This is a genomic window from Rothia nasimurium (assembly GCF_928381415.1).
GTDB classification, from domain to species: Bacteria; Actinomycetota; Actinomycetes; order Actinomycetales; family Micrococcaceae; genus Rothia; species Rothia nasimurium_H.
Map to the genome: position 1 here is coordinate 1 of NZ_CAKMSF010000011.1, position 13796 is coordinate 13796.

At 58.3% G+C, this 13796-nt stretch carries 13 protein-coding genes; 9 read left to right on the top strand and 4 right to left on the bottom strand.

Annotated elements, in window-relative coordinates:
• Positions 1–81 precede the first annotated feature (81 nt).
• The 4 genes from L7A20_RS11240 to L7A20_RS11255 form a co-directional block, all read right to left on the bottom strand.
• Positions 82–1572, bottom strand: coding sequence for an Eco57I restriction-modification methylase domain-containing protein (locus tag L7A20_RS11240; protein ID WP_237223598.1), 1491 nt, complete (start codon positions 1570–1572; stop codon positions 82–84).
• Positions 1573–2244: an N-6 DNA methylase gene (locus L7A20_RS11245; protein ID WP_237209420.1), complete on the bottom strand. Its 672-nt coding sequence runs from the start codon at positions 2242–2244 to the stop codon at positions 1573–1575. It lies immediately after the preceding gene.
• A 460-nt stretch (positions 2245–2704) separates the two neighbouring features.
• The gene (locus L7A20_RS11250) at positions 2705–3190 is read right to left on the bottom strand and encodes a hypothetical protein (protein ID WP_237223599.1); all 486 of its coding nucleotides are present in this window, start codon (positions 3188–3190) and stop codon (positions 2705–2707) included.
• A gap of 39 nt (positions 3191–3229) precedes the next feature.
• Complete coding sequence (locus L7A20_RS11255; protein ID WP_237197160.1) at positions 3230–3823, bottom strand: Panacea domain-containing protein; 594 nt, start codon at positions 3821–3823, stop codon at positions 3230–3232.
• A gap of 208 nt (positions 3824–4031) precedes the next feature.
• Between L7A20_RS11255 and L7A20_RS11260 the strand changes: the two genes are divergently transcribed.
• The 9 genes from L7A20_RS11260 (at position 4032) to argJ (ending at position 13791) form a co-directional block, all read left to right on the top strand.
• Positions 4032–4967, top strand: a complete 936-nt coding sequence (locus tag L7A20_RS11260; protein ID WP_237198525.1) for a TrmH family RNA methyltransferase — start codon at positions 4032–4034, stop codon at positions 4965–4967.
• Positions 4967–5410 (top strand): (deoxy)nucleoside triphosphate pyrophosphohydrolase, encoded by a 444-nt coding sequence (locus L7A20_RS11265; protein ID WP_237206811.1) that lies wholly within the window; start codon positions 4967–4969, stop codon positions 5408–5410. Before L7A20_RS11260 ends, L7A20_RS11265 begins: the two co-directional genes overlap by 1 nt.
• A 109-nt stretch (positions 5411–5519) precedes the next feature.
• A complete protein-coding gene (locus tag L7A20_RS11270) occupies positions 5520–6026 on the top strand; it encodes a hypothetical protein (protein WP_237223600.1) in 507 nt (168 codons plus the stop codon).
• A gap of 123 nt (positions 6027–6149) precedes the next feature.
• Complete coding sequence (locus tag L7A20_RS11275; protein ID WP_237223601.1) at positions 6150–6590, top strand: hypothetical protein; 441 nt, start codon at positions 6150–6152, stop codon at positions 6588–6590.
• Between the two features lie 147 nt (positions 6591–6737).
• Positions 6738–7865, top strand: a complete 1128-nt coding sequence (gene pheS, locus L7A20_RS11280; protein ID WP_237197152.1) for a phenylalanine--tRNA ligase subunit alpha — start codon at positions 6738–6740, stop codon at positions 7863–7865.
• Positions 7866–7868: 3 nt separating this feature from the next.
• Positions 7869–10421, top strand: coding sequence for a phenylalanine--tRNA ligase subunit beta (gene pheT / locus L7A20_RS11285; protein WP_237223602.1), 2553 nt, complete (start codon positions 7869–7871; stop codon positions 10419–10421).
• Between the two features lie 221 nt (positions 10422–10642).
• Positions 10643–11311: a hypothetical protein gene (locus tag L7A20_RS11290; protein ID WP_237223603.1), complete on the top strand. Its 669-nt coding sequence runs from the start codon at positions 10643–10645 to the stop codon at positions 11309–11311.
• Positions 11312–11533: 222 nt separating this feature from the next.
• Entirely contained in the window at positions 11534–12577 is a 1044-nt protein-coding gene (gene argC, locus L7A20_RS11295; protein ID WP_237223604.1) for an N-acetyl-gamma-glutamyl-phosphate reductase, read from the top strand.
• On the top strand, positions 12574–13791 hold the full coding sequence (argJ, locus tag L7A20_RS11300) for a bifunctional glutamate N-acetyltransferase/amino-acid acetyltransferase ArgJ (protein WP_237223605.1): 1218 nt from the start codon (positions 12574–12576) through the stop codon (positions 13789–13791). The genes argC and argJ overlap by 4 nt, the downstream gene beginning before the upstream one ends.
• Positions 13792–13796 lie beyond the last annotated feature (5 nt).

Consider the following 13796-nt stretch of genomic DNA (forward strand, 5'->3'; position numbering starts at 1 on the left):
AGCAACGGTCTTGTCCGGTATGGCTTGAGGTTATTTGTAGAGATTTAACGCTCATATTTTTGCCGCGGGTGGGGCCGTTGTCTAGTTGGTGGGTGTGGGGTGCGTGTCTACTTTTGAATAAGCCTCAAAGCGTGCAAACTGGGTTCTGAGATATGAAGCTAAGCTTTTTGCTTCATCTTCTGATTCAAAGTGACCAGCAACTAGATAAGTCTCGGTGCATGCAGAATCAGGTCCTGCAATAATAGGGCGAGAAAGGAACATCGTTTCGACGGCAGCACTAGTCCCTTGCACACCTGTCATCAAGACCTTCCACTGGTCAATCCAGTCTTGATTAGATGGAATCTCATTTCTTTCTATCCAGCTAATACGTTGGGAACCAAAAAGAGTGATAGGGGATTCCATTCCCTTTGAATGTGCGTTTCCATGAACGTAAGTTCGTAGACCGAAAGGCTTTTGACTAGAAACCATTTTGTCCATGGTTTCTTCTTCAACGGCCTGTACCTTTTCGAGAATAGAAACCGCCTGATTAGATCTCACCAAGACATCAAACTGGTCAAGGTACCGCTCGACAGGGTCACCTGTGGGCTTACCGTCCCAAATAGTCTGAACGCTACACTTACCGTCATGATTCTTATCCCAGAGGAAGTAGGAAACACCTCCACGAATCTTAACCCCGGGGAAGGCCTCATAGAGTTTGGGGTAGTCTACGAGTGCTTTCATACGGTGGTCAGATAGCATTTTTTGCCGGTACTCATCTAAGCCCTTACCGCCAGCAAACCACCGGGACGGGGTAATAAAGACCGCAAACTTTGGGTCAAGCTCTAAAGCCTTCTCAACAAAGTGCTGGTAGATAGGAGAAGCAGAGGCCCCATGCCCACCATCTGAGAGCTGGTAAGGCGGGTTGCCAATCACGACGTCAAACTGCATATCTTCTCCAAAAATCTTTCTTACCAGTGTTCGAGGTTCGTCTGTGTGTATAAAAGCGTAGGCATGGGATTCAAAGTCGTCACCTCGGCTATATTCCGCTTCGTTAGCCCCACAGAAAGAACAGCGTCTATTGACGTAGGTATACTTCTTTGTCTTAGCGTTTTTGCGACTGATTAGCTTCTTCTTCCCACCAGTCCAAGTGTGCTCTATCCGCTCAAACCAGATATTGCCGTCATCAGTCTCAAAAGCAGTGCAAATTGAATGTTTCTTCGAGGCCCACTTGGAACAATAAACACTACGCCGGGCTATTAGAGCCGTTATCTCAGTAATCGCTATCCCGTAGACCTGGCGGGTCAAAATATGATTGACCCTTTCTTGAATATCGGGAATTTTGTCTTCGAGCCCTTTTACCAGGCGTGAAGTAATTTCACGCAAGAAGACTCCTGACTTCGTGAAAGGGTCCAAAAATTTCACGTCAGGATTAGACCAAATATCCTCACCATAACGCTCCTCCCAGGAACGAGCCACCTGGTCGAGCATAGCCACAGCCAAGGTGGGCGGGGTGAAAACCTCATCGTTTGAGAGGTTCGCTATGCAGGTCAAAACATCAGGGTTATGGCCCCTTAACAGAGTGTTTGCTGTCATCTATCCGTCCAGTTCTGCTATCTGCTTGACCGTCATTGGCTTGTGGGTGAGTACCGGATCAAAAATGCTCTCTGCCTCAAGCTCCCCAAACAGACTATCTGTATGCTCATTACCTTGAGCAAGGTTCTTGCCCCTGGCAAGGTTCTCGAAAGAAAAATCTCGGCGCTGAAACTTTCCCTTAGTCAGGTAACCCCACTCAGGAAAAATTATCGCTTCGCCGTTGGGCCTGAGCAGGGTGAGAGCGTCAGCTTGAACAATATTGACATCCAGAACCTTACGAGCTGCTTTACCCCATTCGGGGGTGCTGCTGTCATTGATAAAAGCGTCAAAGATACTAGCCAGGTTCTCACGGCATATTTGGGCATTATCTTCAAGCAACTCGATACCGTATATGCACATCAGTCCGAGTAGAGCGTAGTGTCGGCGTTCAAACTCATTTTTGCCGTAACGGTCCTGAACAGTTGCTAATTTTCGGAGTAGCACCTGCACCAGAAAGTTGCCTTCACCGCAGGCTGGTTCCAGGAACCGTGAGTCGATACGTTCAGATTCATCTTTGACAAGGTTGAGCATTGCCTCAACGATATGAGCAGGTGTAAACACTTCACCATGGTCGGCAACTCGTTGTTTAGATTTAACGAGGAGCTCTTCCTTGAGATCAGCAGAATCTGTCATGATGTACCGCCTTGCAGCTATCGTCCGAAGGGGGCGCTCTTATCGAGACTATCTACCACCCCCCAACATCATAACTTTTCGCTTACCAATTCGTTATCCCCATAAGCTGATACCTCAACTCAGATGGGCGTAAGCAATGCCTTGCCAGCAGCTACACGCCATGAGAGGTTACTTCTCTTTAACCTGAGCAACCGACCGACGCAACATGCTCACATTGGCCTCGGAATAAAACGGGTCTATTGGCACCTCAAAGGGAATCCTCTGTTCCCTCACCATCTTAATTGTCTCAGCCTTACCCCACCCCACTGCGTCCTTGCCATTCGCAGCCTTAAAGAGATCCAGCCCACTACCACCTCCAAGAGGTGGTGCGGGCTGAACGGTTAAGAAAAGACTACCACCTAGCTAGCAGAGCAAACAGGCCTATCTCCTTGAACTTCAACAGATTTACTTGCTTCTCGGGCTAGTTCTCATCAAGAAGGTCTTTAGCTTTCCTCTTTGCTCTCTCGCTGACCTGGGGACTAGCAACCACAGCCCTTAAAATCTGAAACAAGAATCTCAGGTTGCTCTCGTCCAGATAACTTGGGCTGACCATCTCAAATTCTCCCCTCTTCAAATCTTCAAGTGATAAAGAATGAACCGCATTGCAGTTCACCATCGTCTCACGAGGGAAGTACGGGGTCTGACCACCAGGAATAACCACATAGGTATCTTCCGGGCGAACACCAGGAAACGCCCCTAAAGTTCTATGAATATTCGCCTTCCAACGTGACACCTTAGAACTACCATTTACCACGTAGTACAACTGCTGGCGTTTCTCATCAACACCTACAACAATGAAATGATGGCCCACCTCGCGGTTCGCAGGAAAGGGCTTTTCGCCACGAAACTTAAAGACGGCGCCTACACGAACAGACAACGCCCATAAATCAAGATTCTTCTCAAGCACAGCAAGCTCCCACCAAACGACTACTTACGCGGTTGCTAGCTAAGAATGATCTAAAACAAAAATATCGTGGGCAGCTTCTAGAGTCTGTTCATCCTGTGCAAAAAAAGAGTCGCTCTCAGGGTTCAAAAAGAAATCCTCAAGAGACATTGCCCGGCGGCTCTTAGGCTGAAGCTCGAAAAAACCTTCAAACTTCGACCACTCCGGGTACTGATGGGTAATCGAATTCGCCAAATAGAAGGGGTCAAAGCCCTTAAAAGTCTCCCACGACTTCTGAATCATCATCTTCTCAGAAGGGGACAACAAATCGTCACCGCATGAAGACTTCAGCGAAACCTCATGATTCGTGAAGTCAATAAACTCTTCAACAAACTGACGCTGACCAGGGGAAAGCAACGAATACCCGGTGCCAGATTCACGAATAACATCAAGCCCCTCAGAAGCCACAGGGCCATTCTTCATCGCAACATAGGTATCGCCAGTAACAGTCCGGCCAAACTGACGCAGGTGAAAACGGTCAGCAGCCCACACAAGCTTCATCAACTTTAAATGGTTCACAGAAGACAAACCCTCATTGTGGGCATGGCAAAGGAACTGCTCAAAAATCTGAACATACTTTTCAAGATCAGTTTTCAAGATAACTCCTTACCATCAACCTGATAGCTGGGCGACGTTGACCAGAAAAGGGCGCGAAAAATACAGGTTTCGTGTCTACTACCTTACCAAGCACAGCTAACTCTGTCTGTGTCCCCGCACCCACTTTCTAACAAGAGCAAACCCACCCCACCGCGTCCTTCCCCACAATCTGACTGGCCAGCAAACTAGCCGTGAGACAATAGACCCTATGGACTTCAAAGAACGCCTCAGCACCCCCGTCGTCATGGAAAACCCCCAGGCAGACCGCGTCAAAGACATCGCCAAACTTGCCACCCGGGCAGCCCGCACCAAGACCGGGCACTTCCTGGTCGAGGGACCGCAGGCCGTCCGCGAAGCTCTCAAAGCCCACCAGATTAAGCCTCTGCTTGATGCCGTCTACATCACCGAACGCGCCTTCGATCGCCACCCCGACATCGTCGATCTGCTCGAAGAAGTTCACGGCACCCCCACCCCTGAGGCTGGTCGTAAGGTCTTCATGCGCATGGTGACCGAGCCCGTCCTCGCCGCCATGGCCGAATCCGTCAGCCCCCAGGGCATCATCGCCGTCGCCTTCCAGAACGACATCGCCCCCTCCGACATCTGGGGTGAGGGAGCCATCAACCCCAAGCTCATCGCCGTCCTCGCCCGCGTTCAGGACCCCGGCAACGCCGGCACCATCCTGCGCGCCGCCGACGCCGCCGGCGCTGACCTCATCGTCACCACCAAGGGCGCAGTCGACCTCTACAACCCCAAGGCAGTGCGCTCCACCGCAGGCTCCCTCTTCCACGTGCCCGTTATCCAGGGCATCGACCTCGAAGACTTCGCCGAAGACGCCAAAGCCCAGGGCATCGGCGTGCTCGCAGCGGACGGCTACGGGCGCGTCTCCCTCGATGACCTACAGGACGCCGCCTTCGCCCTGCGCAACGGCGTCGAACCGCGCAAGAAGGTTAAGTACGACCTGGCCAAGCCCACCATGTGGCTCTTCGGCAACGAAGCGGCGGGCCTGAGCGATGAAGAAAAGGCTGCCGCCTCCCTGCGTGTGGCCGTTCCCCTGCGCGGGGCCGCCGAGTCGCTGAATGTCGGCATGGCAGCTGGTGTCTGCCTCTTCGCCTCCTCCCTGGCCCAGAACCGCAAGGGCGACTAGTGGGAGAACAGCCTACTGCCGTCTATCCGGTGCAGGTGGTCGGGGCAGCTATCGTCGATTCTTTGACCAGCCCTACCCGCCTGCTGGTGGGCCAGCGCTCGGCCCCACCGGCGCTGGCTGGCCTGTGGGAGTTTCCCGGCGGCAAGGTTGAGCCCGGTGAAGCCTGCGAGGACGCCCTGCTCCGTGAACTGGGTGAAGAGCTGGGTGTTACCGCCCAGCTCGGTACCGAGATTGTCGGCCCCCACCCCCAGGGCTGGGTGCTGAACGAGAAAGCTGCTATGCGAGTTTGGTTCGCAGAAATTACGGACGGACGCGCCACCGCCCTACAAGACCACGCTGAGTTACGCTGGGTCCAGCTTGATGCCACGGTGCTGGAGCTGCCCTGGATTCCCGCTGACTTTCCTATTGTCGAGGAGCTGCTGGCGGGCGTCCGCGCCGCTTAAGCTGTAGCGAAGCGTCATAGAACTCGCCCCAGCAGAAAAATAAGGCATCTGACTTTCCCCTCCGGTATAGTGTGTAGTACGCAACACATTTTTGCATGGAGGTATAGATATGTCACAGACACCCTACGGAACTAATGATTACTCCGCACCGAACGATACTCAGGCTATGTACATGGGCGGTCAGCCGGGCTTCGGGCAACAGCCGGTAGCCCCTGACGCTGAGCAGAAGCACAAGCGCTCACAGACCATTCTCCTGGCTACAGCTGTTGTTTACCTGCTGGTGCAGGTGCTGGGCTACGTGCTGACACCCGAAACTATCGACGTGCTCGGCGAGACCGTGCCCACCGACCAAAACCCCGTGACCACTGTGGCGGGAACCGTTATTGGTCTGGCACTTTTTGCTCTGGTGTACTTCCTCATGGCTAAGTACAAAAAGGCTGGTCGCATCACCGGCTATGTTTTCGCGGGTCTGGGAATTCTTGGCGCAGCCTTCTCGGCGCTGGGCTCATTCTACATCTCGCTAATTGTCGTTGTTCTTTGCATTGTTTGGCTGGTTCTGGCCATCGTCTGGATTGTTGCGGTATCGAACAAGTCCGTTGCTTCAATCCTGCGCTAGACCTTATCTTCTAGCTGTGATGGGCCCTCCGGTTGAGCCGGAGGGCCCATTTCTGTGCGCGCTTCACATTCTTGTATCGTGACCGGCTAGTTGTTACGCTAAAAGAAAGGAGGCTGATGATTTATGAAAGAAAAAGAGAAACAGCAACTGGCTTTTAGCAGGGGAGAAGTGCCTACGGTTATCCGGGTAATGCAGGGCATTTTAGTGCTGTCGGGCATCGCCTATCTGACGCAAATGGTTACTTCCCTTGATGTCAGCGACGCACGGGGAGTCGTAAGTGCTGGTGTTTCAATTGCCCTCACCTTCTTCCTATATATCTGGGTTATCCGCCGCACCGGCACCTGGCAAAAAGCAGGAGCTGCTAACCTGCTCGGGTTCGTCTGTACCGTTATCAGCACTGTTTCGCTTCTTTCACTGATCTGGGTTGCACCTCCTGCTGCCGGCGCAGTGGCTATGACCGGGTTCCTGGTGTGGTCTCTCGCCAACCTCACCTGGCTTGGCCTAACTTTCACCCCTGTTGCCCGTGCTTTCTTTGAACGGGTTGATGTTATTCCAGCGCCCTAAGTGCCTGCTAGTGGTCACTTACCTGCGGGCAGCGTCTGTTCCGTCCCCATCGAGCGCGAGCCTGCTTCACCTTTTTGCACTAAACTATTGTCTTGATGCCCTGGGTGCGGTAAGCGCCCGAAACCCACATTGTGAAGAGAAGTGCAGATGACTGATTCTTTGCCCGAGGTGCCTGAGAACCCTACACCCTTCCAGGTGCTGGCTAACATTCGCGCCATTCTAGAAAAAGACCCCGAGAACGGTCTGGCGACCGTCCGCGAAGCCTTCACCGCCGAGTTTGAGCGGGCTCAGAAGGAAATCGCCGAGAAGACCGCTGACTTTGAAGAACTCAAGCGTGTGCGCCTGGACTTTACCGGCGAAAAGGCCGGTTTTACTCTGGCTAATAAGCAGATGCGCGATCTGCGCAAGGAGCACAAGGCTGAGGTCGGCAAGATTATGGGCCAGGTGCGCGGACGCCTGACCAAGGCTCTTGAGGCCCGTAACGCTGAGCTGGAAGAAGAGCGCGACGCCCGTATTCTGGTTGAAGAGGCTGTGGACGTCACTGCCCACACTCCCCGCCGCCGTATTGGCGGCCGCCACCCCATCAGCGTCCTGCAGGAGCAGATGTGCGATATCTTCGTGGGCATGGGCTGGGAGATTGCCGATGGCCCCGAACTTGAATCAGAGTGGTACAACTTTGACTCACTGAACTTCAAGCCTGACCACCCGGCCCGCGAGCTGCAGGACACCTTCTTCGTGGAGCCCACCAGTGCCCACTTGATGCTGCGTACCCACACCTCCCCGGTGCAGATGCGCTCCCTGCTTTCCCGCGACCTGCCCCTCTATGTGGTCTGCCCCGGCCAGGTCTACCGCACCGACGAACTCGACGCCACCCACACCCCGGTCTTCCACCAGATTGAGGGCCTGGCCGTCGATAAGGGCCTGACCATGGCTGACCTCAAGGGCACCCTGGAGCACATGGCCCGCGCCATGTTCGGCGAAGAAGCCAAGATCCGCCTGCGCCCTAACTACTTCCCCTTCACCGAACCGTCCGCTGAGCTGGACGTCTGGCACCCGGACGCCAAGGGCGGCCCCCGCTGGATTGAGTGGGGCGGCTGCGGCATGGTCAACCCCAATGTGCTGCGAGCAGCCGGTGTTGACCCCGAAGTTTACTCAGGTTTCGCTTTCGGTATGGGCATCGAACGTACCCTCATGTTCCGCAACGGTGTGCAGGATATGCGCGACATGATTGAAGGCGACGTCCGTTTCTCACAGCAGTTCAAGATGGAGATCTAACCCATGCGAGTACCCCTTTCCTGGCTGCGTGAATACGCACCCGTCCCGGCCGACGCACGCGCCGAAGATGTCATGGCTACCCTGGTCACAGTTGGCCTGGAAGAAGAGGACGTCCACCGCCCCACCGACGAGCTGACCGGCCCTATCGTGGTGGGTCAGGTGCTCTCCATGGAGCCCGAAACCCACTCCAACGGTAAGACCGTTAACTGGTGCCAGGTGCGCGTTGTGCCCGAGGGCCAGAAGCAGACCCTGACCGGCAAGGGCATTGAAGAGTCCGGCGTGCAGGGCATTATCTGCGGCGCCCACAACTTCAAGCCCGGCGATAAGGTTGTAGTGACCCTGCCCGGCGCTGTACTGCCCGGCGGCTTCGCTATTACCGCCCGCAAGACCTACGGCCACAAGTCAGCCGGCATGATCGCCTCCGTCAAGGAGCTCGGCATCGGTGAGGACCACGGCGGCATCCTGGTGCTCTCCACCCTGGGACTTGACCCCGAGGTTGGCACCGACGCCATGGAGCTGCTGGGTCTCTACGACGAAGCTGCCGAAGTCAACGTCACCCCCGACCGTGGCTACGGCTTCTCCATTCGCGGTATCGCCCGCGAGTACTGCCACGCTACCGGCAACGACTTCGATGACTTTGTGCTCGACCTGGCTGCCAAGGCCCCTGCTGCCAACGGCGCGGGCCTGCCCGTCACGCTGACCGACTCTGCCCCTATTCACGGTAAGGACGGCGCCACCCGCTTCGTTGCCCGCTCGGTCAGCGGCGTGGACGCGACCGCCCCCGTACCTACCTGGATGTCCTCCCGCCTGCGCCTGGCGGGCGTCCGCTCTGTCTCCCTGCCGGTGGATATTTCCAACTACGTCATGCTCGAAACCGGCCAGCCCCTGCATTTTTACGATGCAGATAAGCTAACCGGCGGCATCACCGTGCGCCGCGCCGAAGCTGGCGAGAAGCTCACCACCCTGGACGAGAAGGAACGCGAGCTTCACGCCGAAGACCTGCTGATTACCGACGAGTCCGGCCCTATCGGCCTGGCCGGTGTCATGGGAGGGGCCTCCACCGAGGTCAGCGACTCCACCACCCGCATCGTGATTGAGGCAGCCCGCTTCGATGAGGTTTCCATTGCCCGCACCGCCCGCCGCCATAAGCTCTCCTCTGAGGCCTCCAAGCGCTTTGAACGCGGCGTAGACCCCCAGATCCAGGCAGCTGCTGCCCAGCGGGCCGTTGACCTGCTGGTTGAGCTGGCTGGTGCAACTGCCGATGAGGGTGTGACGGACGCCGGTGGCAGCTTTACCCCCACCGTCATCTCCCTGCCCGCTGACTACACCGCAGGCCGTATCGGCATCGACTACACCCAAGAGCAGATTGTTGGCTCCCTGGAGCAGATCGGTGCCAGTGTTGAGGTAGCTGAGGGCTCCTACGAGGTCACTGTGCCCTCCTGGCGCACCGACCTGGGCGCTAAGGAAGATCTAACCGAGGAAGTTGCCCGTCTGGTCGGCTATGACCAGATTCCCTCCACCCTGCCTGTGGCCCCTCCCGGCCGCGGCTACACCGTTGAGCAGACCCTGCGCCGCCGGGCCCTCAACGCCCTGGCGGCATCGGGTCTGACCGAGGTCTTTGCCTACCCCTTTGTCTCCGATGAAGACAACAACCTCTGGGCTTCCCCGGTTGCCGGTGAGCCGGTGGACTCCATCCGCCTGGCTAACCCCATCTCGTCCGCCCAGGGCTGGATGCGCCGCTCCCTGCTGCCCGGCCTGACCGAGGTGCTCTCCCGCAACCTCTCCCGCGGCTTCAAGAACCTGGCCATCTACGAGACCGGCTCCGTCTTTATCCCCGGCTCCCAGCTGGGGTCAGCCTCCATTCCCGGTCTGGGCGTCAAGCCCGCCGACGAGGTCCTGGCAGATTTGAACGCCGGTATTCCCGACCAGCCCCGCCACATCGCCGGTCTTTTCGCCGGTGCCGAGCACGAGGAAACCCCGGGCATTACCGCCCGTGCTTTTGACTGGCGCGATGCCCTGGACTCTGTGCTGCTGGTAGCCGATGCCGCAGGCGTGAAGCTCACCGTTGCCAACGGCGAACACCAGGCCTTCCATCCGGGCCGCACCGCCGTGCTCAAGAACGCAGCCGGTGAGGTCATCGCCTACGCCGGTGAGCTGCACCCCAAGTTGCTGGCCAAGCTGAACCTGCCCGAGCGCACCAGTGCCTTCGAGCTCAACTTCACCGCCCTCATCGCCCAGGCTGGTGAGGCGGTTCAGGCTACCGGTATCTCCGGCTACCCGGCAGCGAACCAGGACGTCGCCCTGATCGTTGATGCTGGAATCCCGGCAGCTGACCTTGCCGCCGCCCTGGCTGAGGGCGCCGGTGAACTGCTCGAGGACGTCCGCGTCTTCGACGACTACCGCGGTACCGGCATCGAAGAGGGCAAGAAGTCCCTGGCCTTTGCCCTGTGTTTCCGCGCCACCGACCGCACCCTGACCGCCGACGAGGCCTCTGCGGCCCGTGAAGCAGGTGTTGCCCTGGCCGCTGAACGCTTCGGCGCGGTACAGCGAGCCTAAGCACCGCAAACCCTCACAAGGGGTAGAGCCCGACGGACGCGCGTCCGCCGGGCTCTTTGCGTGCAGCGGGTGGGTTGTGGTGAAGTTCAGGGCAGCGCCTGGGAGGCACCGCTGAAAAAGCTGACCCTTCTGTGAGACCGATAAGCCTTTTAGGGGCTGACGCGATAGAATGGACTTCCGCCTTCATCTAGGCAATCACCCACAACCTCTGGAGATGCACCGTGAGCGATCAGCGTTACCTCGAAGACCGCGATAACTTCGACGAAGATGACCGCACCGACGACTTCTTCACCTTCGCGGAAGAGGAAGAAGACTACGAGGAACCCCGCGGGTCGCTGGGGCCCAAGCTGGCTGCGGCGGGCATCATGATTCTGGCCTCGATTTTCGCGCTCATTCTGCTCATTGGTGGCGTACGTACCTTCAACGAAGCCCGCGCTAACGAGGGCTATGAGGGGCGTTCTTGGGTGATGACCGGTACGTTTGAGAAGGTCACCAGTGATTTGCAAGGTGATAACAACGTGGCCACCTACACCGGCACCCTGCCTGACAACACCGCGATGACCGGTAAGACTTTCATTTCGGAGATTGCCGACCCTGTGCAGGTCAACCCCGGTTCTACCGTTGAGTTCCGCGGCTCCCAGACCGGTACCGTTAGCGCTGACTTCCCCGAGACCGTCGACGCCCTGCTGGTGCAGACTGACGATAGCCACCTGACTGTGGCCCGCACCGGTGAAGAGGGGAGCCTGGTGCCGGTGACCGAAGATACCGTTGCATCGCAGAAGCGCAGCGCCATGCTGCGTCTTGCCGGTGCGATTCTGGTCTTTGGCGCCGGTGTCGCCGGTACCTTCATGATGATCCGCAAGCGCAAGAACACCGAGATGCTCGACTAGGTTGAGCTGGTCCCCCTCACCTTCAACACCAAGGGGACCGCATTTTTAAAAAGGGACCGCACATTATGCGGTCCCTTTTTGGTTTTCAGGTCCCCTTGTGGGTGATGGTGATGGCGTTGGGGCGGGAGGACGCCCGGGGGCGGCTTGGCGCTCGCAGGTTCACATTGCGAAACGCAGTGCATAAATATTTACTGCTATGTAAAAACATGCAAATATGGTGCTATGACTATTACCGTAGCTGTCACAGGTGCCACCGGATATGCCGGTGGCGAGATTCTGCGCCTGCTGGCCACCCACCCGCATGTTGAGGTTAAAACCGTAGCCGCGCATTCGTCCGCTGGCTCCCGCCTGGGCGACCTGGCCCCCCACCTGCGCGCCTATGCCGACCTGGTCGTTGCCGACACTACCGTCGAGGCCCTGAGCGGGCACGACGTTGTCTTCATGGCCCTACCCCACGGCGCCAGCGCCGAGATCGCGGCCCAGCTGCCCGAGAACACCCTGGTCATCGACGCCGGGGCAGATCACCGCCTTGACAGCGCGGACGCCTGGGAAAAGTTCTACGGTTCTGCACACTCCGGCACCTGGCCCTACGGCCTGCCCGAACTGCCCACCGCCACCGGCAAACAGCGCGATAACCTCGTGGGCACCAAGCGGGTTGCGGTGCCCGGGTGCTACCCCACGGCGTCCATCCTGGCCCTGGCTCCCGGTTTTGCCGCCGGTCTGCTCGAACCCACCGACGTGGTTATCGTTGCCGCTTCAGGTACATCAGGGGCAGGGAAGAGCCTCAAGCCCCACCTGCTCTCAGCCGAAGTTATGGGCGGCATGAGCCCCTACGGGGTCGGTGGCTCCCACCGGCATACCCCTGAAATCGAAGAGAAGCTCACCCACATCGCGGGGGAGCAGGTGCAGATTTCCTTTACACCTACCCTAGCCCCCATGCCCCGCGGCATCCTCGCGACCGCAACCGCGCGCGTCCGCCCCGGCGTGACCGAAGCCCAGCTGCGCGAAGCCTGGCAGCAGGCCTACGCCGACGAAAAGTTCGTGCACCTGCTCCCCGAAGGGCAGTGGCCCACCACCAAGAGCGTGCAGGGCTCCAACCACGCCGAAATGCAGCTAGCCTTCGACGCACACGCCGGGCGCGTGATTGTCACCAGCGTCATCGACAACCTAGCCAAGGGCACCGCCGGCGGCGCCATCCAATCCATGAACATTGCCCTCGGGCTCCCCGAAAACGCAGGTCTGCTCCAGGAAGGACTCGCACCGTGACCGACACTATCCACCAGATCGAAGGCATCACCACCCAGGGAGTCACCTTCCCCCGCGGCTTCCGCGCCGCGGGCGTCCGCGCCGGAATTAGCGCTGTCGAGGGCAAAAAGGACGTCGCCCTGGTCGTCAACGACGGGCCGGTCAAGCACGCTGCTGCCGTCTTCACCAGTAACCGCTTCGCCGCCGCCCCTGTGCTCTGGAGCCAGCAGGTCATCAGCGACGGCCGGGCCGACGCCGTCCTGCTCAACTCCGGAGGCGCCAATGCCTGTACCGGTGCCCCCGGCTTCCAAGACACACACGAATCCGCTGAACTCGTTGCCGACCTGCTCGGCGTCTCAGCCGGCGACGTGCTGGTGTGCTCCACCGGCCTCATCGGTGAGCGCCTGCCCATGGACAAGCTCACCGCGGGCGCAAAGGACGCCGCAGCCTCCCTGGGTGTAAGCTCCGGCTCTTCGCTGGCGGCGGCTGAAGCCATCATGACCACCGATACCGTCTCAAAGCAGGCCGCTATTGGCGTGGAAATTGAAGAGGGCGGCGCCTACCTGATCGGCGGTATGGCCAAGGGCGCAGGTATGCTGGCCCCGGGGTTGGCTACCATGCTGGTGGTCATCACCACCGACGCCCTGGTCTCACCCGACAACCTCGATACCGCTCTACGCGAGGCCGTGCGTCTGAGCTTCAACCGGGCCGACTCCGACGGCTGCATGTCGACCAACGACACCGTTATCCTCATGAGCTCCGGCGCCTCAGATATCGAGCCCGACCTGGGCGTCTTCACCGAAGCCCTCACCAAGGTCTGCCAGGATCTCGCTCTGCAGCTCATTGGGGACGCCGAGGGCGCCAGTCACGATATCCACGTGCGCACATTGGGCGCCGCCAGCGAAGCGGACGCCGAAGAAGTCTCCCGGGCTGTCTCCCGCTCCAATCTCTTCAAAACAGCCATCTTCGGCAACGACCCCAACTGGGGCCGCATCCTCTCCGAAGTCGGCACTACCTCAGCCGCCTTCGACCCCGATAGGGTCAACGTCACCATCAACGGCGTACAGGTCTGCACCGGCGGCGGCATCGGCCAAGACCGCTCCCTCGTTGACCTCGCCGCAGACCGCAAAGTAACCGTCGACATCGACCTGGGCGCAGGCCAGCACGAAGCCACCATCTGGACCAACGACCTCACCCACGACTACGTCCACGAAAACTCGGCCTACTCCAGCTAACTGAA